At 59.7% G+C, this 23,708-nt stretch carries 23 protein-coding genes; 10 read left to right on the top strand and 13 right to left on the bottom strand.

Features of this window, described 5'->3' with window-relative positions; translation table 11 throughout:
- Genes QEO92_RS22400 through QEO92_RS22390 form a run of 3 tightly spaced genes read right to left on the bottom strand, consistent with a single transcriptional unit; the run spans position 1 to position 2,977 of the window.
- Positions 1 to 510: a MarR family winged helix-turn-helix transcriptional regulator gene (locus QEO92_RS22400; protein ID WP_227704485.1), complete on the bottom strand. Its 510-nt coding sequence runs from the start codon at positions 508 to 510 to the stop codon at positions 1 to 3.
- A gap of 31 nt (positions 511 to 541) precedes the next feature.
- Entirely contained in the window at positions 542 to 2,131 is a 1,590-nt protein-coding gene (locus QEO92_RS22395) for a phytoene desaturase family protein (RefSeq protein ID WP_227704484.1), read from the bottom strand.
- 60 nt (positions 2,132 to 2,191) lie between these two features.
- Positions 2,192 to 2,977 (bottom strand): cyclase family protein, encoded by a 786-nt coding sequence (locus tag QEO92_RS22390; protein WP_210056070.1) that lies wholly within the window; start codon positions 2,975 to 2,977, stop codon positions 2,192 to 2,194.
- 321 nt (positions 2,978 to 3,298) lie between these two features.
- Between QEO92_RS22390 and QEO92_RS22385 the strand changes: the two genes are divergently transcribed.
- A complete protein-coding gene (locus QEO92_RS22385) occupies positions 3,299 to 4,876 on the top strand; it encodes a phytoene desaturase family protein (RefSeq protein ID WP_227704483.1) in 1,578 nt (525 codons plus the stop codon).
- A 67-nt stretch (positions 4,877 to 4,943) separates the two neighbouring features.
- Positions 4,944 to 5,459, top strand: coding sequence for a MarR family winged helix-turn-helix transcriptional regulator (locus QEO92_RS22380; RefSeq protein WP_227704482.1), 516 nt, complete (start codon positions 4,944 to 4,946; stop codon positions 5,457 to 5,459).
- Positions 5,460 to 5,463: 4 nt separating this feature from the next.
- Here the strand turns inward: QEO92_RS22380 and QEO92_RS22375 are convergent, their stop codons facing one another.
- Both QEO92_RS22375 and QEO92_RS22370 read right to left on the bottom strand, forming a co-directional pair.
- Positions 5,464 to 6,138 (bottom strand): amino acid ABC transporter permease, encoded by a 675-nt coding sequence (locus QEO92_RS22375; RefSeq protein WP_037156432.1) that lies wholly within the window; start codon positions 6,136 to 6,138, stop codon positions 5,464 to 5,466.
- Between the two features lie 69 nt (positions 6,139 to 6,207).
- The gene (locus QEO92_RS22370) at positions 6,208 to 7,005 is read right to left on the bottom strand and encodes an ABC transporter substrate-binding protein (RefSeq protein ID WP_037157224.1); all 798 of its coding nucleotides are present in this window, start codon (positions 7,003 to 7,005) and stop codon (positions 6,208 to 6,210) included.
- Between the two features lie 372 nt (positions 7,006 to 7,377).
- Here QEO92_RS22370 and QEO92_RS22365 point away from each other — a divergent pair, with 372 nt between their 5' ends.
- Positions 7,378 to 8,082 carry a hypothetical protein gene (locus QEO92_RS22365; RefSeq protein ID WP_227704481.1) on the top strand — a complete coding sequence of 235 codons (705 nt, stop codon included), beginning with the start codon at positions 7,378 to 7,380 and terminating at the stop codon, positions 8,080 to 8,082.
- 30 nt (positions 8,083 to 8,112) lie between these two features.
- On the opposite strand, the gene QEO92_RS22360 is transcribed toward QEO92_RS22365, so the two are convergent.
- The 4 genes from QEO92_RS22360 to QEO92_RS22345 all read right to left on the bottom strand — a co-directional run bounded on the left by QEO92_RS22360 (position 8,113) and on the right by QEO92_RS22345 (position 13,459).
- Entirely contained in the window at positions 8,113 to 9,969 is a 1,857-nt protein-coding gene (locus QEO92_RS22360; protein ID WP_037156442.1) for a dipeptide ABC transporter ATP-binding protein, read from the bottom strand.
- A gap of 1 nt (position 9,970) precedes the next feature.
- Positions 9,971 to 10,828: an ABC transporter permease gene (locus tag QEO92_RS22355; protein WP_037156444.1), complete on the bottom strand. Its 858-nt coding sequence runs from the start codon at positions 10,826 to 10,828 to the stop codon at positions 9,971 to 9,973.
- Position 10,829: 1 nt separating this feature from the next.
- Positions 10,830 to 11,846, bottom strand: coding sequence for an ABC transporter permease (locus QEO92_RS22350; protein WP_227704480.1), 1,017 nt, complete (start codon positions 11,844 to 11,846; stop codon positions 10,830 to 10,832).
- Positions 11,847 to 11,923: 77 nt separating this feature from the next.
- On the bottom strand, positions 11,924 to 13,459 hold the full coding sequence (locus tag QEO92_RS22345) for an ABC transporter substrate-binding protein (RefSeq protein WP_052183078.1): 1,536 nt from the start codon (positions 13,457 to 13,459) through the stop codon (positions 11,924 to 11,926).
- Between the two features lie 401 nt (positions 13,460 to 13,860).
- Between QEO92_RS22345 and QEO92_RS22340 the strand changes: the two genes are divergently transcribed.
- From QEO92_RS22340 to QEO92_RS22315, 6 genes are all read left to right on the top strand, one after another.
- Positions 13,861 to 14,289, top strand: coding sequence for a hypothetical protein (locus QEO92_RS22340; RefSeq protein ID WP_037156446.1), 429 nt, complete (start codon positions 13,861 to 13,863; stop codon positions 14,287 to 14,289).
- Positions 14,290 to 14,299: 10 nt separating this feature from the next.
- Positions 14,300 to 15,913: an AMP-binding protein gene (locus QEO92_RS22335; protein ID WP_227704479.1), complete on the top strand. Its 1,614-nt coding sequence runs from the start codon at positions 14,300 to 14,302 to the stop codon at positions 15,911 to 15,913.
- Between the two features lie 71 nt (positions 15,914 to 15,984).
- On the top strand, positions 15,985 to 16,410 hold the full coding sequence (locus tag QEO92_RS22330) for an organic hydroperoxide resistance protein (RefSeq protein ID WP_280107472.1): 426 nt from the start codon (positions 15,985 to 15,987) through the stop codon (positions 16,408 to 16,410).
- Entirely contained in the window at positions 16,410 to 17,588 is a 1,179-nt protein-coding gene (locus tag QEO92_RS22325; RefSeq protein ID WP_227704477.1) for a thiolase family protein, read from the top strand. The genes QEO92_RS22330 and QEO92_RS22325 overlap by 1 nt, the downstream gene beginning before the upstream one ends.
- Positions 17,585 to 18,829, top strand: coding sequence for an SDR family NAD(P)-dependent oxidoreductase (locus tag QEO92_RS22320; RefSeq protein ID WP_227704476.1), 1,245 nt, complete (start codon positions 17,585 to 17,587; stop codon positions 18,827 to 18,829). The genes QEO92_RS22325 and QEO92_RS22320 overlap by 4 nt, the downstream gene beginning before the upstream one ends.
- On the top strand, positions 18,826 to 19,617 hold the full coding sequence (locus QEO92_RS22315; RefSeq protein ID WP_227704475.1) for a cyclase family protein: 792 nt from the start codon (positions 18,826 to 18,828) through the stop codon (positions 19,615 to 19,617). Before QEO92_RS22320 ends, QEO92_RS22315 begins: the two co-directional genes overlap by 4 nt.
- On the opposite strand, the gene QEO92_RS22310 is transcribed toward QEO92_RS22315, so the two are convergent.
- The gene (locus tag QEO92_RS22310; RefSeq protein WP_227704474.1) at positions 19,596 to 20,138 is read right to left on the bottom strand and encodes a winged helix DNA-binding protein; all 543 of its coding nucleotides are present in this window, start codon (positions 20,136 to 20,138) and stop codon (positions 19,596 to 19,598) included. The two genes, QEO92_RS22315 and QEO92_RS22310, sit on opposite strands and share 22 nt — an antisense overlap.
- Before the next feature lie 96 nt (positions 20,139 to 20,234).
- Between QEO92_RS22310 and QEO92_RS22305 the strand changes: the two genes are divergently transcribed.
- A complete protein-coding gene (locus tag QEO92_RS22305) occupies positions 20,235 to 21,041 on the top strand; it encodes an aspartate/glutamate racemase family protein (protein ID WP_227704473.1) in 807 nt (268 codons plus the stop codon).
- Between the two features lie 3 nt (positions 21,042 to 21,044).
- Here QEO92_RS22305 and QEO92_RS22300 read toward each other — a convergent pair whose 3' ends face one another.
- The 3 genes from QEO92_RS22300 to QEO92_RS22290 are packed head-to-tail and all read right to left on the bottom strand — an operon-like array spanning position 21,045 to position 23,699.
- Complete coding sequence (locus QEO92_RS22300; RefSeq protein WP_227704472.1) at positions 21,045 to 21,971, bottom strand: NADP-dependent oxidoreductase; 927 nt, start codon at positions 21,969 to 21,971, stop codon at positions 21,045 to 21,047.
- Between the two features lie 3 nt (positions 21,972 to 21,974).
- Positions 21,975 to 22,934, bottom strand: coding sequence for a C-terminal binding protein (locus QEO92_RS22295; RefSeq protein WP_227704471.1), 960 nt, complete (start codon positions 22,932 to 22,934; stop codon positions 21,975 to 21,977).
- Between the two features lie 9 nt (positions 22,935 to 22,943).
- Complete coding sequence (locus QEO92_RS22290; RefSeq protein ID WP_037156465.1) at positions 22,944 to 23,699, bottom strand: HpcH/HpaI aldolase family protein; 756 nt, start codon at positions 23,697 to 23,699, stop codon at positions 22,944 to 22,946.
- Positions 23,700 to 23,708 lie beyond the last annotated feature (9 nt).

Here is a 23,708-nt window from a genome sequence, read left to right as displayed (position 1 = left end):
TCATATCTCGTGCTTGCGGATGTTCAGGAGGATTTTATGCAACGTGCCTGTGAAGGCACGATACTCCTCCTCGTCTATGCCGTCGAACATTTGTAGCAGCGAATCGTACATGGTCGGCCAGAAGCGAGCGAAGGCATCCCGTCCGTCTTCGGTGATCGTCACGTCGCGGATGCGCATGTCCTCTGGCCGCGGCGTGCGGCGGATATAACCCTGATCCTCGAGAGAATCGAGCGTGCGGCTCATTGTCGACTGCTCGATGACAGCGAAAACGGAAAGTTCGTTGATGGTGAGTGAGGCGGAGACACTCAGGACAGCCAGCGTGCGCATCTTGGCAGTCGAGAGTTCGTATTCGCGCAACTCCTCCGCCATATTAGAATTCCAGCGGGCGATGATGCGGTTCATCAGATAGGGGGCGAAGTGATTGAGGCCGATTTCCCCCATCGTCGGCCGATCCACCTGATCACCTTCCTGACGCCGGCGTAACACCACACCTGAAAACCGTTCTGCCATGAGCCCTCTTGATATTTTCGGCCGCTGCGTTTCAGCGCAACGACGATGCAAGCAGAAAACCGGAGCCGCCGGCAAGCCCAGGACCTGGATGGGTCGAGGCGCCGATATGATAAAGACCCGGCACGTGGGTGCGGTGGTTAACAGACGACTTAAAGGGCCGCCAGAGGAAAAACTGATCCAGGCCGCAAAAGCCGCCATAGGGGTCGCCACCGACAAGGTTCATGTTCATCCCCTCAAGATCGGCGGGACAATAAGCGCGGCGGGCAAGCTTGATGTCGGCAAAGTTCTCAATGTGACGGAAAAGGATTGCCTCGATGCGGTCTGCATAATGTTCACGCACTGCCTCTGTCCAACTGCCATCTGCAGGTACGGCGATCTCACCGGCTGCATCGCCCTTGATAACGCGCGGAGCCTCCGGAAGCTGAAGCCAGAGGATCGATTTGCCTTCCGGTGCGCGTGAGGGGTCGAAACTCACGGGTTGGCCGACGCAGACAGTTGGCTCGGCGGGCAGAAGGCCGCGCTCGCATTCGTTGGTGGCGCGTGAAACGCCATCGAGTCCAGGCGTCAGGTGCAGCAGCGCGACTTTGCCGAGATCGGGATCGCCCTTCCAACGAGGTGGCGCAGAAAGCGCATAGTGAATTTGCATGTCGCCTTTGCCGTAGCGGTAGCGGGCGACGCCATCGGCGACTTCGGCAGGTATCGGCTGTGGCCAGTCCTTCAGTAGCCGGTCGTAGATCTGGTTTGGAGTTGTGGAGCAGATGACGCCGGACGTCGCCTGGATCGCCTCACCACTTGCCAACCGGATACCGGCGGCCTTGTTGCCCTGGCCGGCAAGGATACGCTCGACATCTGCGCCGGTGCGGATCGTGCCTCCCTGATTCGCGATCAAGCGTTCGAAAGCGGTTACGAGATTGGCTGCTCCGCCCTTGACGATCGGGCAGCCGGCAAGCTCGATTGCAAAACCGATGACTTTCAGCATCTCGGCCGAATAGGCGCTTTCCGGCGCCAGCCCGCAATGCAACACCCAGGGCGCCCAGAGCGCATGCGCAGCCTCGGACCTGTAGGTGGTTTCAAGGTAACCACGGGCAGGTTTTAGTGCGTCTCCGAACCAGGCGGCAAGCTGGCGGAGGCCTTTGCCCCAGCCCTGCTTTGCGACGGTCTTCAGCGTCGTGCCGGACCAGAGCGCGCCGCCAAGCAGTGAGAAGAGGAAGGTTGCGTCCGCACCGAGCGCATTCATCTCGCGGTCGAAAGCCTTGCCGTCGCCTTCAGCCAGCGCCTCGAAGTTGGCAATGTTGCGCTGCCGGTCCTTTGAGAAGATCACCGAAGAACCATCCGGTCGCAGCACGCCGGTCGGCAGGTCGGCGTGAGCAAATTCCAGGCCGTGATCTTCCAGGTCCTTGCCCAGCACGCCATAGGCGGGCGAGGTCAGGAAAAGCACCATTGTGGTTGCCATCACATCGTGAATAAAGCCTGGCTCGGTGATTTCCTCGGTTCGCAGGCAGCCGCCGATGCGGTCGTTTCGTTCGAGAACGAGGACTCGTTTGCCCTTCTTCCCAAGCATGGCGGCAGCGACCAAAGCGTTGATGCCGCTGCCGACGACGATGTAATCGAAATCCGCCATAGCGCCCTCTTTGCCGGATATGGAAAAGGCCGGACCGCGAACGATCCGACCCTCAGAGATTTAGCCGGCGATGAGAGCCAGTGCGCGGACCGGCGAGCCGGTGCCCTTGACGAACTTGAGCGGCGCTGCGATCAGCACCGCCCCCTTGGGCGGAAGCTGGTCGAGGTTGGACAGCGAAGCCAAGCCGTATTTGTTGTTCTTGTGCATGAGGTTGTGCGCCGGGAAAGGTGGGTTCATGCCGCCGGCCGAACCGGCATCGGTGCCGACCGTTTCCTGACCCCAGCCGATGATACCTTTGGAAAGCAGGTATTCGATCGCTTCGGCGGTCGGGCCCGGCGAATGCGGGCCGTTCTCGTCGGCGTTCAGGAAGGTTTCGGTAGAGCCGTTGCGCTTGTACCAATCGGAGCGCATCAGCACCCAACTGCCTGCTTCGATCTCGCCGTGCTCGGCTTCCCATTCCTTGATGCTGTCAACGGTCAGCAGGTAATCCGGGTTTTCGGCGGCTTCCGTGGAGCGGTCGATGACGTTGACCGGCGCCACGAAATTCTGCGGCGGAATGGTGTCTGTTGTGTTGTTCGGGTTGTCCTTGCCGGTGATCCAATGACAGGGCGCATCGAAATGTGTGCCGGTGTGTTCACCGAGCTCCAGCCAATTCCAGGCCCAGAACGGACCGTCCTGATCGTAGGCGGAGATCGTGTGGACCGCGACTTTCGGCGTGTTCTTGCCGAACTGTGGCGGCAAATAGAGCACCGGCGTATCCGGGCCAAGCGGCGCTGTCAGGTCGACCACCTTGACCGAGCCGGAAAGAAGAGCGGAAGCGAGATTGGAAAGCGTGTTGGAAGACATGATGCCGAGTTCCCCTTGAATGACCGGTTTCGTGAGCCGGGCGGCAGGCCGGTTTCCCCCGCCGGATGCCGCTAACCGATGGGCGAGCCTATTTCAGAAAATATGAGGATGCAAGCAATCGAGCGCCGCTACCGCGCGCAAAAATTTGCGTGCTCCGTTCGAGCACGGAGTTCATGGATTCCTCCGGAATAAGCGGCTCCATCTTGCATTGAGAAGAGGTTCTCCTGCGTGTCGTCGTGCTGTTCTCAGGCTGCGACCCCTTGATGCCGATTACGGAAAATGTATGCATATGGATAAATAATGTGATCCAGGGTAACGGCGATGACGGCATATGATGCGGTGGTGATTGGGGCAGGTCATAATGGGCTTGCGAGCGCCATTCATCTCGCCGCACGAGGCTGGTCGGTAGCCGTCATAGAAGGCAAGCAGGAGCCGGGAGGCGCGGTGAAGACAGGTGATTTCACGCTGCCGGGATTCAGGCACGATCTCGCGGCCATGAATCTGTCGATGTTCGCCGGCTCGCCGTTCTTTGCGACATATAAAGACGAACTGATCGCCCACGGGCTCGGCTTGGTACCCGCCAAACGCTGTTTCTCGAGCGTTTTCAGAGACGGCACCCATCTCGGCGTCTCGACCGATCTCGAAGAGACGGTCGGAGCAATCGAGTCGATCTCGTCGCAGGATGCGGCGGCATGGCGAGAACTCTTCGCCGAATTCGGCTCGGACGCCCCGCATATCTTCGGGTTGCTTGGTTCGCCCATGCCGTCGCTTGCTGCGGCGAAAGTGCTCTGGAAGGCTTGGCGTGAAAAGGGCACTGGCTGGCTTTATGACACGGCACGCAAGCTGCTCGCTTCACCTCGCGATTTCCTCGATGCCCGCTTCCAAAATGACAAGGTCAAAGCGATGATGAGCGCCTGGGGCTTGCACCTCGATTTTGCGCCGGAGGTCGCCGGTGGAGCGCTGTTCCCATATCTCGAAAGCATGGCGAATCAGGCTTTTGGCATGGTGATCGGCCAAGGCGGCGCCGATACGATCATCAAAGCCATGACTGGATTGCTGCAGGCAAAAGGCGGCGAACTGATGCTCGGCAGGCCGGTTGAGCGGGTCGAGATGTCGAACGGCACGGCAACAGGCGTCAAGCTGGCAGACGGCCGGGTGATTTCCGCCCGCAAGGCGGTCATTTCCAACGCCCATCCGAGACTGCTGTTCGGCAAGCTGGTCGATGCCGATCCGGCCCGTGAGTCATTCGATCGCAAGGTCGAAAGATTCCGCGCCGGGCCGGGCACGATGATGATCCATCTGGCAATGGATGGTCTGCCGGACTGGAAAGCCGGCGAGGCATTGAAGGGCTTTGCCTATGTGCATGTGGCGCCGGACCTGGCGATGATGTCGCGGGTCTATTCGGAGGCTATGGCAGGCTTGTTGCCGACTGAACCGGCGCTGGTCGTCGGCCAGCCCACGGCGCTCGATCCCTCGCGCGCGCCGGAGGGCAAGCATGTTCTCTGGGTGCAGGTTCGCGTACTGCCGGCGGGGATCCGCGGCGATGCTTCCGGCACGATTGCGGGAACCGACTGGGATCAGGTGAAGGAAGCCTATGCCGATCGGGTGCTGGACATTCTGGAGGACTATGCCCCTGGTACGAAGGCGAAAATCCTCGACCGCGCAGTGTTTTCCCCGCTTGATCTCGAAAGGGAGAACCCGAACCTGATCGGCGGCGACAATCTTTCCGGCAGTCATCATCTCGACCAGAATTTCCTGTTCCGGCCGGTCGCCGGTTATTCTCGTTACAAAACGCCGGTGAAGTCGCTCTATCTCTGCGGCGCCGCCACCTGGCCGGGCGCTGGAACTGGGGCCGGATCGGGATTCATGCTGGCAAAGATGCTGGCCGGCAAGAGCTGAACACGATTCCTTTGACATTTCAAATATCAGCTTCTAGAGCTTGGTCGAGTGAAAGGGCTGTATTGGGATGGCAGAAGCGGACGTAATCAATGTCGACCTGGAGATTATCGTCCATGGCGTGCAGGGGCGTTCCAAGCCGGAATTGCGTCTCTGGCTGCGCATGTTGTCTACGACCAAACTGATTTCGCAGGAAATCCGCCGGCGGCTTCGGGCCGAGTTCGGCGCCACGCTGCCGCAATTCGATCTCATGGCACAGCTCTATCGTGAGAAGGACGGGCTCCGCCTCGGTGAACTTTCCAAGCGCACGATGGTCACGAATGGCAATGTCACTGGTCTGGTCGAACGGCTGGAGGCGGATGGCTACATCCAGCGGTTGACGCCGGATGCCGACCGGCGCGTTACCGTCGCGAAGCTCACCGACAATGGTACGATATTCTTTGCTACGATGGCCGCCGCGCATGAGCGCTGGCTACAGGAGATGATGGCGGACGTCGATTCTCGTATGATCTCGGGGCTTTGGTCGGAAATTGGGGCAGTCAAAGTCTCGGCCAGCAACCATCTCTCGGGCGCGGCCTTCGAATAGGGCTTTACCGCTTCTTTTCCTTGCTGAATTTCTTTTCAAGCAGACTCACCAACCGCACCATCGGCCAAAGAAAGGCGATGTAGATCAGGGCTGCGCCGATCAGCGGCGTCGGGTTGGCATATAGCGCCTGCGCATCCAGGCCCTCCTTCATCAACTCCGCCAGAGCCACCGTGGAGGCAAGCGATGTGTCTTTGAACATCGAGACGCAATTGTTGGTAGTCGGCGGGATGACGATGCGAACCGCCTGCGGCAATACGACTTTGCGCAACGTTACGATGAAGGAGAGACCGAGAGCCGCGGCGGCTTCGAACTGACCCTTCGGAATACTCTCGATGCCGGAACGGAAGACCTCGGCCATGTAGGCGGCCATGACAATCGTGAAGGCCAATATCGCGCAGGTCCATGATGACAGGCGGATGCCGATGAAAGGCAATGCGAAATAGATCAGCATCAGCACGACCAACATGGGCGTCGCACGGAAGATGTCGATATAGAAGACCGTGGCATAGCGTAGCGGTTTCGGCCCGTAGAGGCGCAGCAAGCCGATCACGAGGCCGCAGGGAATGCCGAAGCCGATACCGGCAATTCCGAGCAGGAAGGTGTTCACCAGCCCGCGCAGCAACGCCGGAAACGCATCGCCGAGAACCCCGAGATTGAAGAACGTATCGAGGAGGGTCATGTCCGTCTCTCATGAAAATGCCGGCCGTTTCCGGCCGGCATGGATGGAATTTGTTCGATGGAAGCCGGCTTAAGGCTTCGGCAGCGGCTGTTCGGTGGCAGTGGCGGAGTCTGCGGCGGGATCGGTGCCGAACCATTTCTTATGAATGGCGATGAGGGTGCCATCCTTCTTCATTGCGGTAAGCGCATCGTTCGCCTTGCCGAGCAGCGGATGATCCTTGGTCATCATCAGGCCGTATTGCTCCCCGGTTTTGATGCGGACCTTGACCACGAGGTCTTTCATCTTAAGGAAAGCATATTCCATACCCGGCACGTCGCTCACGGCGGCATCAGCACGACCGGCGGAAAGGTCCATCAGCAAGTCCTGCTGGGCGTTATAGCTCTTGATGTCGCTGATGCCGTATTTTTCCTTGTTTTCCTTGGCCCATTTGTCGCCGGTGGAGCCGGCGAGAACGCCGACGACCTTATCCTTGAGATCCTCGACCGCGGCGAGCTTGGCCTCTTTGCGGGTGGCGATCCCCATGTCGGAATCATAGTAGGGCTGGGTGAAGGATTGGCTGCCGAGGCGTTCCTTGGTGATCGTGATCGAGGAGATTGCCACGTCGATGCGCTTGGAGGCCGTCGCGGCGAAGAGTGCCTGGAAGCCGAGGTCGGAAATCTCGACCGTCATGCCGAGGCGTTTTGCCACTTCATTGACGATGTCGACTTCGAAGCCTTCGAACTTGCCGTCGGCGGTCTTGTATTCGAAGGGCGGGTTGCTCGGATAGGAGCCAACGACGAGCGCTTCGGCCGAAGCAAAGCCAGCGCTGGCGATGAACAGGGTTGTTGCGCCTGCAATGCCTATAAAGGCGCGGCGAAAAAAGGGCATGATCATAGATTTCCTTCCCTCTGGTTTTGACCGGGAGTATTCTCCGCCGGACCGGATACGGTTTTTTCTTGTCGTCGATAAATGGAATAAACGAAACGGGCTCTCCCCAAGAGCAATCCGGCAGCGTTCCATATCCTCGTTTACGGCGCGAATGAGCGGATCGTGCTCGAAAACCCGGCGACTTTCAAGCGAAAAGATTGAAGCTTAAATCATATAAGATCCAACCAATTCCGGGAAAAATCGAGCCGCGAAATAGTTTAGGTTTAAAGCTTGTTTTTTCCTTCCGCCGGTTCGATAGTCGAGCATTGACAGAGAAGCGGAGGCCGCCCCGCATGTGTTGCGACCTCACAATGTAGCAGGGAAAGTCCAGCCATGCGTTTTGCATATTTCGCGTTTTTCGAGAATGTGGACGGAAGCCAACTCGTAGTGAGCAAGGCGGATGTCGAGACCGTCGCCGAGATCATCAAGCTGACGCCTGGCCTCACCTCGGCCAATCTCTATACACCCGAGGTCACGAGGGACATGTACAACAAGGATGAGCAGTCCCCTGTCTTCGGCATGCAGCTTTATTTCAACGAGCTCACCGAGCTCGAAGAGGCAATGGCGCCGACAGGCCACCTGCAGCAGCTTGCAGCATCCGGCGTGCTTGCGAGTATCCGCGGGGCGAAGGCGACACAGCAGGCAATGTATGTCCGGCATTTTCCGGTCGATGACGGCAAGCTCGATATTGAGAAGAACGGAAATCCCTGTTCCTACGTGGTGCATTATACCGGGCCGGCCGAGGACCTGAACGTCTGGATGCATCACTATGTCAGCCATCATCCGCAGGTCATGCGCACTTTCCCGGGCATCAGGCAGATCGAGGTCCTGTCGCGCATCGACTGGTGCGGCTTTCTGCCGTGGGAGCGGGTCAACCATATGCAGCGCAACCGGGTGATGTTTGACAGCCAAGTGGCATTGCAGGCGGCGCTGCAATCACCGGCGCGTGTTGCCATGCGCGAAGATTTCAAGACCTTCCCGCCCTTCGAAGGCGGCAATTCCCATTACCCGATGGAGACCAGGATCATTGTTCCGTGAAGCGCGGTTCCGCCGGGCCTGAAGAATAAATTACTCGACCTGATATCCTGCTTCTGCCAAAACCGGCGACCATTCCAGATTGACGTCATCCGGAGGTACTGCGGCAAGCAGGCTGCGGGTATAGGCATGCTGCGGATCGGCGAAGACGGTTTCCGTTCTGCCGCTTTCGACGACTTCTCCACGATACATGACCATGACCCGGTCGCAGAGGTAACGGACGACGGAAAGGTCATGGCTGATGAACAGCATCGAAAAGCCGTGCTCATCGCGCAGCTTCAGGAGAAGGTCGAGAAGCTGGGCCTGGACTGAGACGTCGAGGCCGGAGACGATCTCGTCCGCAACGAGGATGCGCGGCAAAGTACAAAGGGCGCGGGCGATGTTGACACGCTGCTTCTGGCCTCCGGAAAGCTGGGAGGGGAAACGCATGGCTGCGTCAGGCGGCAGGCCGATCTCCTTCAGAAGTTCGGCGGCGCGGCTCATGCGTTCGCGCGAGCTGTTGTGCAGGCCATTGGCCTCGTTCGCCTGAGTGACGATGCTGCCGATGCGCCTGCGCGGATTGAGCGCCGATTGCGGATCCTGGAACACCATCTGGATATATTCCCGGCGATAGGCTTTTTCCGCATTGCCGTTGGCCGTCACATCGCGGCCGGCAAGCGTGATCCTGCCCTCGGTCGGGGTGTCGAGGCCGACGACGAGGCGGGCGAGCGAGCTCTTGCCGCTGCCGCTCTCGCCGACAATTCCCACGAATTCGCCTTCGCCGAGGGTAAAGTCGACGCCGTTCACGGCCTTGAAGCTGCTGCGCCTGGCAAACGGGCTCCAGGCGGTCGTATAGGCCTTGGTGAGTTTTTCTCCGTTGAGGTGGATTTTCGTCGAGACGATCTCGCGGCCGGGGGCTAGAAGCGGTGGCATGATCTCCGGCGTCTTTTCGGTGCGGATGCAGGCGGCGATATGGTTCGGGCCGATATCGGCGAGCGGCGGTTCGCTTTCGGTGCAGGCTTCGACGGCGTTTGGACAGCGTGACGCGAAACGGCAACCCTTAAGCTCCTTCAGCACGCGCAAGCCCGGCATGCGCTCGGGCAGAATGAACAGACCGCGGCGCGGGCCACTGATCGTGGGATTGGCAAGCTGCAGACAGCGCGTGTAAGGGTGCGCCGGTGCCGAAAAGAGCTGTTTGGCGGGACCGCGTTCGGCCGGGCGGCCTGCATATAGCACCATGATCTCGTCGCTGATCTGGGAGGCGAGACGGAGGTCATGGGTGATGAAGATTACCGCGGTGCCGTCGCGCTTTTGCATCTCTGCGATCAGCTTGACGATACGCGCCTGGATCGTCACGTCGAGTGCGGTCGTCGGTTCGTCGGCAATGAGCAGGCGGGGCCGGCTGGCAAAGGCCATGGCGATCAGAATGCGCTGACACATGCCGCCGGAAAGCTGATGCGGGTATTTTTCCAGCAGTGCCGAGCCATGCGGCAGGTGTACCGACTCGAATTCCTTCAGTGCTCGCTCGCGCCAGTTCTCGCCGGGGGCGAGGCCGATGCGCAGAAGGTGCTCCTTCATCTGCTGGCCGACGCTCAAGACCGGGTTGAGGCCGGAGAGCGGCTCCTGCGGTATGAAGGCGATGTCACGTCCGAGAAGGTTCCGGCGGCGTTCCGGCACCATGCTCACCAGATCCTCGCCATCGAACTCCAGCGTGCCCCTGGTGACCGCAAAACCTTTCGGCAGGTATTGCGAGATGGTGCGGCCGATCATTGATTTGCCGGCGCCGGATTCACCCACGAGGCCGAGGATCTTGCCTGGTCCCAGCGAGAAGTTGAGGTCTGTCAGGACCGGAAAGCTTTCCTTGCCGCCGAGCGATTCAACGCAGAGACCTTGTGCGGAGAGAATGGCCATATCAGGTACGCTCCGTCTGCGTCAGGCGCGTGTCGAGCGTGCGGCGCAGCCCATCGCCCAGGATGTTGAAACCGAAGACTGCGAAGAAGATCGCAAAAATCGGCGCGATCAGGTTGAACGGTGCTTCGTAGATATTCTGGCGGGCATCGGCGATCATCTGACCCCAGGCGGGGGTTTCCGAACCGACGCTCATGCCGACGAAGGAAAGGATCGCCTCGACGATGACGGCGACACCCATTTCGAGGCTCATGAGGGTAATCAAAAGTGGCAATGTGCCCGGCAGTATCTCACGGGTAATGGTGCGCCAATGTGAGAAGCCGACAAGCTGGGCGGCGGCGACATAGTCGCGGCGTCGCAGCACGATCACCTCGCTTCTGAGCACCCGACAGAAGCGGGTCCAGTCGACGAGGATGATTGCCAGCACAACGTTGCGCAGGCCGGTGCCGAGGCCGACCATGAGGATCAGCGACAGGATGACCGGCGGAAAGGAGAGCCAGATTTCAACGACGCGGCCGATCAGCCAATCCACCCAGCCGCCGAAGTAGCCGGCGACATGGGCGAAGATCGCGCCGAGGATCATGGCGCCGACCGATGCGGTGAAGGCGACGGTGAGGGCAACGCGGGCGCCAAAGATCAGGCGAGAGAGAATACATCGGCCAAGGCTGTCGGTGCCGAGCGGAAACATCGGGTCCCCGCCATTGGCCCAGGCGGGCGGCGTGAGGATGGCGAGAAGGTTCTGCTCGTTCGGATCGTTCGGCGCGAGATAGGGTGCGAAGACAGCGCAGATGCCGAGGATGGAGATGATGACAAGGCCGGTCTGAACGCGGCCGGATTTCAGCCAGAGGGGAAGTGGTTGCATGTCAGCGCATCCTCAGTTTCGGGTTGAGGATTAGGTAGAGACTATCGACCACGATGCTGATCACCAGAACCGCGATGCAATAGGTGAGCCCCGCCCCCTGGATGATCGGCAGGTCGGCGTTGCGAATAGCATCGACCATCAGATTGCCCATGCCCGGATAGGAATAGATGATCTCGACGAGCAACGTGCCTCCAAAGAGGAAACCGAACTGGACACCCATGAGGCTCAGTGTCGGCAGGATGGCGTTCTTCAATCCGTGGCGGATCAGGATCCGTTTCTCCGAAAGTCCGCGCAGCCGCGCCTGCTGGATATAGTCGTCCTGATAGGCGTCGAGCAGGCTGGAGCGCAGCACGCGCATCAGGGAGGGGGAAAGCGCTATGCCGAGCGCGAGACAGGGTAGGATCATATGCTCCAGCGCATTGAAGAAGGTCGAGATATTGCCGGTGACCAGACTGTCGATCAGCAGGAAGCCTGTGACAACCGGTCGTTCAAAACCGGGGCTCAGCCGCCCTGTGAATGGCAGAATCTCGAAGAAGACCCCGAAAATCAGGAGCAGGAAAAGGCTCCAGAGGAACTCCGGTAGAGAGAGCAGCAGTATGGAGATGAAATCCATCACGGCTTCGGCGCGGGTGCCGCGCACGTAAAAAAGGAACAAGCCGCCGGCAAGGCCGAAGACGGTAGCGACCATCATGGCGATGACGGCAAGCTCGATCGTGGCTGGCAGCGTGCCGCCGATCAGCGATGTCACATCCTGGCGGAAATGGATGGAACGGCCGATATCGCCATGCAGGAGTTGATTGAGCCAGATGCCGTATTGTTCGTAGAGAGGCCGGTCGAGCCCCATTTCCGTACGCATCGCCTCGATCTCCTGGACCGTGGCATTCGGCGGCAGCGACATGGCGGCCGGATCGACCGGCAGGATGCGCAGGATGCAGAAGTGAAGCGCGGAAACAACGAGAAGGATCGGTATCGCGGTCAGCACGCGCTTTACCAGCAAATTGGCAATGGTCGCAAACATGCGCATGCCCCGTATTACGATATCAGGAAAAGGGGGCCGGACAGGCCCGGACCCCGAACAGTTTCATCAGGCCGGCATCAGGACCAGGACATGGTGCTGCCCAGAACCCAGGCATTGCCGTACTTGACGTAGTTGAGGTTCTTCTTGCGCACCAGTGTCTGGACGCTCTGCAGGATCGGAATATTGGCGCCGGTTTCGACGGCTTCCTTGGCCACTTCCTTGTAGCCGGCAATGCGTTTTTCATAAACCGGCTCGACGAAGAGCTTGAGGATCTTGTCGCCGATCTCCTGACCCTTCCAGGCACCGAACGGCATCTTCGGGTTCATGAGATAGCCAGAGAAGATTTCGGGGTCGCCGGTAGCATTGTCGAAGCTGTAGAGGGTCGCTTCCGGCAGCTGGCCGCCGCGGTTCAGCTCGAAATATTTCGAATATTCGATCTGCTGCAGCTCGACCTTGAGGCCGACTTTCTGCCACATCTGGACGAGGGCGCGGGCAATATCGAAATCGCTCGGGAACTGGCCGTTGGTGGCAGCCAGCGTGAAGGTCGCCGGCTTGTCGGCCGTGTAACCGGCATCCTTCAGCAGTTTCTTCGACAGTTCCGGATCGTAAGCGAACTTGTAGTCAGGCAGGTAACCTGGCGTGCCGGGTGTCGCCGGAATGGAGAGCGGTACGGCGGCACCACCGTAGAAGGCCTTGGAGAGCGCTGACTTGTCGATCGCATGATGGGCAGCAAGGCGCACGGCCATGTCGCTGAAGCCCTTGTCGTTGCGCATCTGCAGCAGGATCAGGCGGGTGAAGGGATTGATCTCGGCGGTCAGGCCCTCGGTCTTGCCGAGGCGTTCGGCTTCGCGGACCGGGATGTTGACAGTCAAGTCCACCTGGCCGGATTGGATGGCTGCGGTGCGCGCCGACGGATCCTTGATGATATCGATCGTGACGCGCTTGACCTTCGGTTTGGCACCGAAATAGTCATCGTTGCGCTCCAGCACAATGCGCGAGTTCATCTGATAGTCCACGAGCTTGTAGGGACCAGTGCCGATCGGCTTCTTGGCGAATTCTTCGGGACCAACAGATTCGACATATTTCTTCGGCACAAGATAGCTGCCGAGGAAGGCAAGCCATTGCGGTGCGGTCGGGGTCGGGGCGGAGAATTTCATCACGCCACTCGTCGGCGAAGTAATTTCGATATCCGTCAGCGTGCGCCAGGAATTGGCAATATCCAGTTTCAGGCCGGATTTCACGCGCTCGACGAAGGTGTATTTGAAGTCCTCCATCGTCATCGGATCGCCATTGTGGAATTTCACGTCGCTACGGATCTCGAACGGCATCGAGAGACCGTCCGGCTTCAGTTCCCATTTGCTGATGAGATTGGGAATGAGCTTCAGGTCGGGCGCCTGGTCGAGTGGCTGGTCGAAGACAAGTTTGAAGATCGGCTGCGCATCCGGCACGAAGCGCAGGTTCGGATCCCAGGACGGCACGTCGCTCGGCCAGCCGATGGTGACGTTGTCGGTATCTGCAGCGAAAGCGAAGGTGGCCTGCGAGAGCACGGAGCCGCCCACGGCGGCGAGGCCGAGCATCTGCAGGAGATTTCTGCGGTCAATTTCAAAAGTCATGACGATCCCTCTGGTTCTGCCCATCGGCACGGGCCGATGGACCTGCGGCGGTTTGTGAAACGCAAGCCTGCAATCCTGTCAGGGGCTTCTGATGGTTCTGTTTGGTGCCGTTCTTTGCGGCCGTCCCCTCGACAATTGAGGGGATCGTAGAACGACGTATAAATTACTTCAAGCCTAAAATTTAAGATCGCGGGGAAGCGAGAATCGAATCGACCAGAACGTGCAAAATGCCGGAAATCATGGCTTTCAAGATGCCGCCTGGTTGAAATTCAGAGCAGCTGTCAATTGCAGACGACTGAACTCGAAGCCTTCGTCATAAAAATCATTGACGTTCTTTCCAATTATTTTATGCTTAAAATGTCTTTTAGAGAGACAGCTCCACAGGTTTAGAAAGGGACGCCATGATCGATCCGCATTGCCATTCCAGCAGCGTCATGGTGAACCGCCCGGCGGTGGCCGCCTTCGAGCTTATGTCCGACGGTCTGAAACAGGGTCAGTGGGCATGGGGCAGCTTGAATCGCACCGAGGTGGAGCCTGGACTCTTCCGCGGTACATCGACGTTCACCGGCAAGCCGACTTATGTGCGTCTCCATGTTGATCACACCCGGCTGCAGGTGGACTACGAAGTCGGCGCGACGAAGGAGGCTATGCAGTTCCGCAACATGTCGCGGGTCATTCCGGGTGAGCTTCTCCGTATGGGGCCGGATAGATGCGTGGTGACGCTGCTCACCTGGCGGCTCGAAACGCAGACGGATGCGGAATGGATCCAGTTCGGGACGATCCATGAGGCCGAGATGTTCCTGATCAAGGGCCTGCTGGAAAGAGGTTGAGGACAAGACGATGTATTCTCCCTACCTGCTGTTCGAACACCAGGCGCTGAAAAATCCCGATGCGCCGATGCTTATTGCGCCGGCAAGCGCCAAGCTTCCCTATGCGCCGGAGGGTTTTCGCTACAGCTATGGTGAGGTTTTCGCGCGGATTAGCCTTCTGAAGCGGAAGTTCGCAGAAGCGGGATATGGGATTGGCTCGCGCATCGCGCTGCTCCTCGAAAACCGGCCGGAATTCTTTGACTACTGGTTGGCGCTGAATGCAATCGGCGTGTCGATCGTGCCGATCAATCCGGATTTGCGCCGCGACGAGCTTCTCTTTCAGCTCGACATGGCCGAAGCATCGCTGATGGTCGTGATTGCCGAGCGGCTGGGCGAATTGCGCGACATCAAGCCCAGGAAGGTGTCGGTACTTGCCCCCGGCGACGATATCCCGTCGTCTCCGGAACCCCACGAAGCGCGACCGGGCGGGCCGGACCAGGAATGTGCGCTGCTCTTCACATCCGGAAGCACCGGCAAGCCGAAAGGCTGCATCCTTTCAAACAGGTACTTTATCACTGTCGCCGAATGGTACACGACCCAGGGCGGCATTGCCGAAATGGGCGAGGGAGCGGAAGTGGCGCTGACGCCGCTGCCGATGTTCCATATGAATGCGCTCGGCTGCACGGCGGTCGGCATGATCATGAAGGGTGGTGCGATCGTACCGCTCGACCGGTTCCATGCAAGTTCCTGGTGGGCTTCGATAACCGATTCCGGCGCGACCATCATTCATTGTCTGGGCGTCATCCCGGCGATCCTGCTCCAGCTCCCAATCGTTAAAGCGGAGCGTGCGCACAAGGTGAAATTTGCGTTGGGGCCTGGTGTGGATGCGCGCCATAAAATCGAGTTCGAGGAGCGCTATCGCATTCCGATCGTCGAGGCCTGGGCAATGACCGAGACGGGCGGACGGGCCGTAACAACAACAGCAGCGGACGACTATACGCCGGGGCTTCGCTGCATCGGTCGGCCGCGCGCCGGTATGGATTTCCGTATCGTCGATGATGCGGGGAATGATGTAGAGCTTGGCGAGCCGGGTGAACTTCTCGTACGTGCAAAGGGCGCAAACCCGCGGGATGGTTTCTTTAGCGGCTACCTGAAGGATGAAAAAGCGACCGAGGAGGCCTGGGAGGCCGGCTGGTTCCATACCGGTGATGTCGTCCATGCCGACGAAAAGGGGCTCCTCTATTTTTTCGATCGCAAGAAGAGCATCGTGCGGCGCAGCGGCGAGAACATCGCCGTGCTGGAAGTCGAGGCGGCGCTTGCCAAGGATGCGAGCGTGAAGGCTTCCGCCGTAACGCCGGTGCCGGACGACCTGCGCGGCGAGGAAGTGTTCGCTTTCATCGTCGAAAGCGAGAAGACCGAAGTGGGCGAACCGGCCGAAAAGGCGAGGCAGATCGTCGAGAGGGCGGGCGCCCATATCGCCTATCATAAACTGCCAGGTTACGTGGTCTTCATCGACAAATTGCCGGTGAGCTCTACCCAGAAACTGCAGCGTGGTGAGATCAAGACGATGGCGGCGAAAGCGGTCGAAGAAGGTTCGGCAATCGATCTGCGCAAATTGAAGGCGTCGATCCGCAAGGCTGGCTGACGCCGCTTCCGCGTTGGGTCGTTTTCTTCTATGCTATGAATCAAAGCTTAAATTTCTATATGGAGGCTCGCGTGATCCCAGACAAGATCCTTTACGAAACCGCCGTTATCGCCCATGGCGGGCGCGAAGGCAAAGCCCGGAGTGTCGACGGCAGCTTTTCGGTCAATCTTTCCGTGCCGAAGGGTCTGGGAGGGCCAGGTGGCGAAGGCACCAATCCGGAACAGCTTTTCGCTGCCGGTTATGCAGCCTGCTTCCTCGGCGCGGTGAAGCTGGTTGCCCGCAACAGGAAGGTTGCGTTGCCGGATGATACCTCGATCACGGCCAAGGTGGGCATCGGGCCGGTGCCGGTCGGTTATGCGCTAGCAGTCGAACTGGTCGCCTCCCTGCCGGGCATCGATCGGGCGGTGGCCGAAGAGATCGTCGCCGGCGCACACGAGCGCTGCCCCTATTCGAACGCCACACGCGGCAATGTCGATGTCAAGCTGACGGTCGCCTGATGGCCTTTTCCCGCGCGCGAAAACCCTATGATGGCGTGGTGCTGACGGTGCCGGTGACAGTGCCCTATCAGCGCTATTCCATTGAAAGCGCGCATTGGTGGATGGGCAGGGCGTTACGGGCGCTGTCAGAGGGTGCAGGCATCAGTCATCGGGATTTCGACGGCTTTTCAGTTTCGAGCTTCACGATGGGGCCGGACAGCGCGATCGCACTGACCCAGCATTTCGGGCTTTCGCCGCGATGGATCGATCATGTGCCGATGGGTGGCGCGGCCGGCATCGTTTCGATCCGACGGGCGGCGAGGGCAGTGCAGGCGGGTGATGCAGATATCGTCGCCTGTGTCGCCGCAGATACGAACCAGGTTGATACCTTCCGCAAGACGCTTGCCAACTTCTCCCGTTTTGCGCAGGACGCTTCCTATCCCTATGGCGCCGGCGGCCCGAACGCCAGTTTCGCTCTGATCGCCCGTCACTACATGGATTGCTACGGCGCGACGCGCGAGGATTTCGGCAAGCTCTGCGTCGCCCAGCGCGATAATGCACTCAAAAACCCGCATGCGCTGATGAAGAAGCCTCTGACATTGGAGCAATATATGGCGGCACGACCGATCGCCGAACCGTTCCACCTGTTCGATTGCGTTATGCCCTGCGCGGGGGCCGAGGCGTTTCTGGTGATGCGGGAAGACACGGCGAAATCGCTCGGGCTGCCGTTCGTACGACTGCTTTCCGCCATCGAGCGGCACAATGCGTTTCCGGATGATCCGGTACAGGTACGAGGCGGCTGGGTGGTTGATCGGGACGAGCTCTTTGGCATGGCCGGGGTGGCCTCGGACGACATGGATTTTGTCCAGACCTATGACGACTACGCGGTCATTTCGATGGTGCAGTTCGAGGATCTGGGTTTTTGCGGCAAGGGTGAGGGGCCGGATTTTGTGCGCCAGCACACATTCACGATCGATGGCACCTTCCCGCATAACACATCTGGCGGACAGCTTTCCGTTGGGCAGGCAGGTGCGGCCGGCGGACATCTCGGGATCACCGAGGCGATGCGTCAACTGCTTGATGCGGCAGGTGGCACGCAGGTGAAGGATGCGAAGCTCGGTCTCGTTTCCGGCTTCGGCATGATCAACTACGATCGTGGGCTTGCCTCTGCGGCGGCCATACTGGCGAGGGCGTCATGACCGAACCGCTCGCAAAACCGAAACGCAAAAATCCGCTCGCCCGCACGCGCCAGCCGTTGTCGCCGCCGTCGACGCGCAGCCGCAAGGCGCATGGATTGACGCTTGCGGCTGCGTCCGGCCGATTCACGCTGCAATGTTGCAGTGAATGCGGACGATATACCTATCCTCCCCGTGAAGCCTGCCCGAACTGCCTGTCATCCGACCTACGGTTTCAGGATACACCGACCGGCGGGGTTCTGCTCTCGGAAACCAGGATCGACGTGACCAGCGATCCCTACTACCGTGAGCACACGCCCTGGCGGGCCGGCCTGGTAAAGCTCGATTGCGGACCGAGCATCGTGACGCATCTACATGGCGATTGTGGTGGGCCAGGCAATCGAGTGGTCCTGTCGCTGCAACTCGACAGGAGTGGCCAAGCAGTGTTCTTCGCCAAGCCTATTCCGGAGACGCCAAACATGGAAGACGACCTTCAGTGGCGGGAGTTGACCGCCGATCCCAAGCATCGGCGGGTGCTGATCACCGATGGCCGCAGTCCGGCGGCTGTAGCGCTGGCGCAGGCCTTGAAGAAGGCGGGTGCGACTAAGATTTTTATAGGCGTTTCGGATCGCTGGAAGCCGTTCAACGAACAGAAGTCACTTGAGGCGATCGACGGCATCGAACTCGTCGACCTGGACCTTACAAATGCGCGTTCAGTCCATGAGCTTGCCATGGATATCGGCGCCAAGGTGGAAATCCTGATCAATACGGCCGATCACGTCCGCCCTGTGCACCTCTTCGATGTTGGTGCAGCCAATACAGCTCGGGATTCCATCGACCATACGGTGATGGGCCTGATGCGGCTGGCGCAGGCCTTCGGGCCGGTGATGCGCTCGCGGGGCGCTGATGGTCCGACCGGAGCCGTTGCCTGGGTCAACGTGCTCTCAGTCCACGGGCTCAGCAATGCGCCGCAATTCGGAGTCCATTCCGCCGTGCATGCCGCTTGCCTGTCGCTGTCGCAATGGCTGCGCAGAGAGCTGCGGCCTGGAGGCATCCGGGTGATCAATGCCTTTTCCGGCCCACTTGATACCGAATGGTTCCAGACCGTGCCGCCGCCCAAAGTCGCACCGAAGGCGTTGGCGGACGCAATCGTCGACGGGCTGAAATGCGGGATCGAGGATATTTATGTCGGGGACGTGGCCAAGGATATCGAGGCGCGGCTCTTCGACAATCCAAAAGCCGTCGAACGGGAGGCTGGTCAATGAGCGGGGATATTCTGGACGCATTTGCCCGAGCACTGGCGAGCGGTGCGGTGCGTGTCATCGATCTCACTCATACGCTATCGCCGGATTTTCCGGTCATCGTCATGCCGCCGGAGCTTGGTCAATCGGCCCCGTTCCGCATGGAGCGGATTTCGCGTTATGATGCCTCAGGGCCTGCCTGGTACTGGAACAACCTTTCGTTCGGCGAGCATACCGGCACGCATTTCGACGCGCCGGTCCATTGGTATACCGGTCGCGATCTTCCACTCAATACCGTCGATACCCTGCCGCCGGCCGACATGATTGCGCCGGCCTGCGTGATCGACTGCTCAGCCGAAGTAGCAAAGGATGCGGATTTTCTGCTGACGGTTGCCGAGGTGACGACATGGGAGGAGAAGCACGGCCGCATTCCCGCTCGGTCCTGGGTGCTTTTGCGGACAGACTGGTCGAAGAAGAGGGGCGCCGCCTATGCCAACCTCGGAGCGGATGGCGCTCATACACCGGGACCGGATGCCGCGGTCATGCGCTTTCTGGTCGAAGAGCGTGGCATTATCGGGTTCGGTACCGAGACGATCGGTACGGATGCGGGACAGGCCGGGCATTTCTCGCCGCCCTATCCCGCCCATCATTACCTGCACGGCACGGGACGTTATGGGCTGCAGTGCTTAACCAATCTCGACAAGTTGCCGCCGACTGGCGCCATGATCGTCGCGGCCCCACTCAAAATCCAAAACGGCTCGGGAAGTCCGCTGCGCGTGCTGGCTTTGGTTCAGGAGCGCTCCACCGGATGAGATCCGCTTGCCACGCGCCGGGCGGCGGTGTCGTAGAAACTCGTGAGCAGTTCCAGCATTTCTGTCGCATTTCCAAGCCCCTTTTCCGCGTGATCCATCTTCTGGATCAGCGAAACCAGCAAATGCCGGCGCAGCAAACGGTAGTCCTGTGTCAGTTTAGTGCCCTTTCGGGTCGGTACATAGAGCGTATCCTTGCGCGACCGGCCCTTGACGCGTTCGATCAGTTGCAGGGTCTGCAGCTTCTTGATGGCGTATTGAATGTTGGCGGTGTCGTCGCGGCCGAGCAGGCGGGAGATTTCCCCAAGCCCTTTCGGTTTGTTGCGATAACGGATCGTGTGCAGGATCGCGGTATCGAGGCCGCTCAATCCGGCTCCTGCAAGCTCACTCGAACATTCCGACTGCCAGCGCAGGAAGGCGGCCGAAATCCGCCAAAGCGACCATTCGAATTCCGTCAGCGCGGCCTCCGACATTTCGACGGTCGCGTCGCTCAGGGGGCTTTCGGGCGAGGTCGGCGAAATCATGAGGCTCTCCAGGCTGATTCTGTGCGTGGAGTAAAGCCTTAAATCGATGTTTTGACGAGGCAGAATCGTAGAGAAACGCGAAGGAAAGGGGATAACATGCGCATCTTCTGGCAGAGCTTTATCGATGCCACCGCGAGCGCCGGCTACATGACGCGGCTCTCGGATTATCTGAACGGGATTGCCGAACCGGGCACAACGGTCGATGTCTTCGGCATCAGCCCGCCGGACAGACATTTCGGGCGGCTAGCGGAATTCCGCTGTGCGGCGATTGCGATCGATAACGGGCTGGAAGCGGCGAGCCGCGGTTACGATGCGGTAGTCATCGGCCATTTTCAGGATCCGGGTCTCTATGAACTCAAGTCGGCGCTCACCATCCCGGTGATCGGCGCGGGCGAGGTCTGCATGCATTACGCTGCCCGGCTCGGCCGACGCATGGCGCTCATCACGCTCGATGACGTTTTCCAGGTCTGGCACTACGAACAGGCCGATCTCTATGGCCTTGGCAATCGTGTGAAGCACGTGGCCGGGCTGAACTGCGAGCCATCCGATTTCAGTGCCGCCTTTGCTGGCGACGATAAGGCGCGACGCCGGATGTTGGCAAATTTTACCGCTTGTGCGGAGCCATTGGTTCGGGATGGTGCGGATGTGGTGGTGCCGGCGGGAGTGCTGCCTGGCCTGCTCGTCGGTGGTGAATACGGTTTCAAGGTGCTGCATGCGCCGGTGGTCAACACGGCCGCAGTGACGTTGAAAAGCGCCGAAATGGATGTGCGACTGCGGAACATCAATGGCATTGAGGTGAGTCGCGGACCGTTCTGCGCGCTTGCCAATGAGCACGCGGTCGAAGATTTCCGGACTTTCGTCGCCAAAGGCCGGGGAGCGCCGCTTTTTCCCAGCGGCACCTGAGGATCACATCGTCAGCATCAGACGTCCTCGGGAAATGGCGCCTTCCTCCATTAGCCGATGGGCTTCGGCAGCCTCAGAAAGCGGCATTGTATGGGCGACTTGGGGCTTCAGCACGCCGGCGCCGGCGAGATCCATCACCGACTGCAGCACGGACTTGTCATCGCTCACCATAGCGCGGGTGACAGTGACGCCGAATTCGGCGCTGCGATCCTTGATCGGATCGGCGACCAGCCAGACGAGGTGACCACCCTTCTTCAGGACCTTGTAGGACTTGTCATGGACTTCACCGCCCATAAGGTCGAAGACGAGATCCTGATCTTTCAGAGCCTCGGAAAAATCTTCCAGGTCATAGGCAACGATGCGGTTTGCACCGAGGCCCAGTACGTAGTCTCGATTGGTTGATCGGCAAGTCGCGGTGACGTCCGCACCAAGATGGCGGCAGAGCTGGACAAGCAGGCCACCCACCGCACCGGCGCCGGCGTGAACGAGCACCTTGTCGGCGGATTTGACCTCCGCGGTACGCAGCGCGATCCAGGCACTGAGGCCAGCATTGGTCAGCGCCACGGCTTCGACGGTCGAGAGCTTGTCCGGGATTGCGACGGCATGTTTTTCATCGGCGGCGATCATTTCCGCATAACCACCCTGGGTGAAGACGCCGGCCATGACGGCAACTCGATCGCCAACCTTGAATTCGGTGACGCCATCACCGGCGGCGATCACAGTTCCGCCGGCATCACGGCCAGGCACGCTCGGCATGGGCAGGGTGAAATGATTCTGCAGATACCCGGTACGAAGCTTCCAATCGAAGGGTGTGACGCTGGCGGCTTCGATCTTCACGAGGATCTGACCAGGCGCGGCGACCGGATCCGGAAGGTCGATGTAGTGCATCACATCGGCTGGGCCGTGCTCGCTGTATTGGATGGCCTTCATGTCTTATTCCTTGAAATTGACCGGGTATCTCGGCTTTTCGCCCCTCAACACGGCTGCGACATCCGCAAATACCTTGCTGCGGACTTCGGTGTAGCTCTGCGTCGAGTAATGGGCCGCGTGGGGTGAGACGATTACCTGATCCAGTGCGAGCAGTGGGTTGTCCGGTGCGGGGGGCTCCTTTTCGAACGTGTCTATGCCAGCGCCGGCAATGTGGCCGCTCTGAATTGCCTCCGCAAGAGCCGCTTCGTCTACGAGCCCGCCACGCGAGACATTGATCACATATGCGCCCTTCTTCATCTTATTAAGTGCTTCGGCCGAGATGATCTTGCGGGTCTCGGGCGTTGCCGGAATGTGCAACGAGATGAAATCGGCTTGAGCGAATAGTTCATCCAGGGAAACCGGTCGGGCGCCGGTGGCCGAAATTCGTTCGGCCGAGATATATGGATCGTAGGCGATGATTTCATAGCCAAAAGCCCTTGCCTTTGCTGCTGTCAGGCGACCGATCTGTCCGAAGCCGATGAGACCAAGTATCTGCTCGCTCGGTCTCGTAATGCCGGCGCCGTCGTCCATCGCGAGCCAGCGGCCCTGGCGCACGGCGCTGTCATAGACTTTGAGCTTCCGGGCTAGTGACAGGATCAGCGCCAGCGCATGGGTGCTAACCTCATCGATATTGGAATCCGGCACGTAGGTGACCTGGACGCCAGCTTGTGTGGCTGCCTCGACATCGATCGAATCCAGGCCGACGCCGAAACGACCGATAACCTTGAGGTTCTTGAGCTCCGATAAAACGCGGGCGGTGATCGGCTCACGCAGCACCATCAGCGCCTCGGCGTCCTTCGCCTCGGCGATCAATGCCTCCTCGGTCAGCAGGGTCTTTTCGATGAACTCGGCGCCGAGACCTTCGAGATAGGCGAGTTGTTCCGGTTCGACGGCGAGCATGCCATCTGTCTTGATGATCTTCATGGCCAGACCTCATGCGTTGCGGGCGGCAGCGACACCGGCAGCAAGGCTTGCACCGAGAAACATCGTGTCGCTGGCGAGCATGAAGAAGGAAATGCCGGCTTCCGCCCATTTGCCGACATCATCGGCTGAAGGGCGAAAGATACCGACCGCCTTGCCGGCCTCGCGGGCGGCGTTGGTGATGGTGGTGATCGCTGCGTTAAGCTTTTCCGCGCCTGCCGGACCCATCGCGTCGATCGAGACGGAGAGGTCCCCAGGGCCGATGAAGATTATATCGACGCCTTCGACTGCAGCGATTTCCTCGACATTCGCAAGGCCTTCCGCCGTCTCGATCTGTATCGCCAGCACGAGGCTCTCGTTGGCGGCCTTCAGGTAATCGGGAATGCGGTAGCCATAGGCGGAAGCGCGGCCAGGGCCGACCCCACGTTCGCCAACTGGCGGATAGCGGGTCGCCATCACGGCGGCTTTGGCCTGAGCGGAGGTCGAAACGCGTGGAACCAGCACGCCCGCAGCACCGGCATCGAGCGCCGAGGCGATCCATTCCGATGCGTGGCTCGGAACCCGGACCAGCGCCGGTATGTGATGAGCATCAGAAGCCCGCACGAGATTTTCGATCAGTTCGCGGTCGATCTGCGAGTGTTCGGCATCGATGCACAGGAAGTCGAGCCCGGTCGCGGCGGTTACTTCGATCGCGACGGGATGGGGAATGGCGGCAAAGGTTCCGATCACCCGTTCATAGCTGATGCACTTCTTGCGGAAATCGCTCATGACAATCCT

This window comes from Neorhizobium petrolearium, assembly GCF_029854435.1.
Classification (GTDB): Bacteria; Pseudomonadota; Alphaproteobacteria; order Rhizobiales; family Rhizobiaceae; genus Neorhizobium; species Neorhizobium petrolearium.
This window is presented reverse-complemented; position numbering and strand designations above follow the sequence as displayed.

Coding starts and splice junctions, on each gene's coding strand:
- QEO92_RS22340 (WP_037156446.1), top strand. CDS start 13,861: ATGATCGATCCGCATTGCCATTCCAGCAGCGTCATGGTGAACCGCCCG.
- QEO92_RS22395 (WP_227704484.1), bottom strand. CDS start 2,131: ATGGCGGATTTCGATTACATCGTCGTCGGCAGCGGCATCAACGCTTTG.
- QEO92_RS22365 (WP_227704481.1), top strand. CDS start 7,378: ATGCGTTTTGCATATTTCGCGTTTTTCGAGAATGTGGACGGAAGCCAA.
- QEO92_RS22385 (WP_227704483.1), top strand. CDS start 3,299: ATGACGGCATATGATGCGGTGGTGATTGGGGCAGGTCATAATGGGCTT.
- QEO92_RS22335 (WP_227704479.1), top strand. CDS start 14,300: ATGTATTCTCCCTACCTGCTGTTCGAACACCAGGCGCTGAAAAATCCC.
- QEO92_RS22390 (WP_210056070.1), bottom strand. CDS start 2,977: ATGTCTTCCAACACGCTTTCCAATCTCGCTTCCGCTCTTCTTTCCGGC.
- QEO92_RS22380 (WP_227704482.1), top strand. CDS start 4,944: ATGGCAGAAGCGGACGTAATCAATGTCGACCTGGAGATTATCGTCCAT.
- QEO92_RS22400 (WP_227704485.1), bottom strand. CDS start 510: ATGGCAGAACGGTTTTCAGGTGTGGTGTTACGCCGGCGTCAGGAAGGT.
- QEO92_RS22305 (WP_227704473.1), top strand. CDS start 20,235: ATGCGCATCTTCTGGCAGAGCTTTATCGATGCCACCGCGAGCGCCGGC.
- QEO92_RS22290 (WP_037156465.1), bottom strand. CDS start 23,699: ATGAGCGATTTCCGCAAGAAGTGCATCAGCTATGAACGGGTGATCGGA.
- QEO92_RS22375 (WP_037156432.1), bottom strand. CDS start 6,138: ATGACCCTCCTCGATACGTTCTTCAATCTCGGGGTTCTCGGCGATGCG.
- QEO92_RS22350 (WP_227704480.1), bottom strand. CDS start 11,846: ATGTTTGCGACCATTGCCAATTTGCTGGTAAAGCGCGTGCTGACCGCG.
- QEO92_RS22345 (WP_052183078.1), bottom strand. CDS start 13,459: ATGACTTTTGAAATTGACCGCAGAAATCTCCTGCAGATGCTCGGCCTC.
- QEO92_RS22325 (WP_227704477.1), top strand. CDS start 16,410: ATGGCCTTTTCCCGCGCGCGAAAACCCTATGATGGCGTGGTGCTGACG.
- QEO92_RS22370 (WP_037157224.1), bottom strand. CDS start 7,005: ATGCCCTTTTTTCGCCGCGCCTTTATAGGCATTGCAGGCGCAACAACC.
- QEO92_RS22300 (WP_227704472.1), bottom strand. CDS start 21,971: ATGAAGGCCATCCAATACAGCGAGCACGGCCCAGCCGATGTGATGCAC.
- QEO92_RS22320 (WP_227704476.1), top strand. CDS start 17,585: ATGACCGAACCGCTCGCAAAACCGAAACGCAAAAATCCGCTCGCCCGC.
- QEO92_RS22360 (WP_037156442.1), bottom strand. CDS start 9,969: ATGGCCATTCTCTCCGCACAAGGTCTCTGCGTTGAATCGCTCGGCGGC.
- QEO92_RS22295 (WP_227704471.1), bottom strand. CDS start 22,934: ATGAAGATCATCAAGACAGATGGCATGCTCGCCGTCGAACCGGAACAA.
- QEO92_RS22315 (WP_227704475.1), top strand. CDS start 18,826: ATGAGCGGGGATATTCTGGACGCATTTGCCCGAGCACTGGCGAGCGGT.
- QEO92_RS22310 (WP_227704474.1), bottom strand. CDS start 20,138: ATGATTTCGCCGACCTCGCCCGAAAGCCCCCTGAGCGACGCGACCGTC.
- QEO92_RS22355 (WP_037156444.1), bottom strand. CDS start 10,828: ATGCAACCACTTCCCCTCTGGCTGAAATCCGGCCGCGTTCAGACCGGC.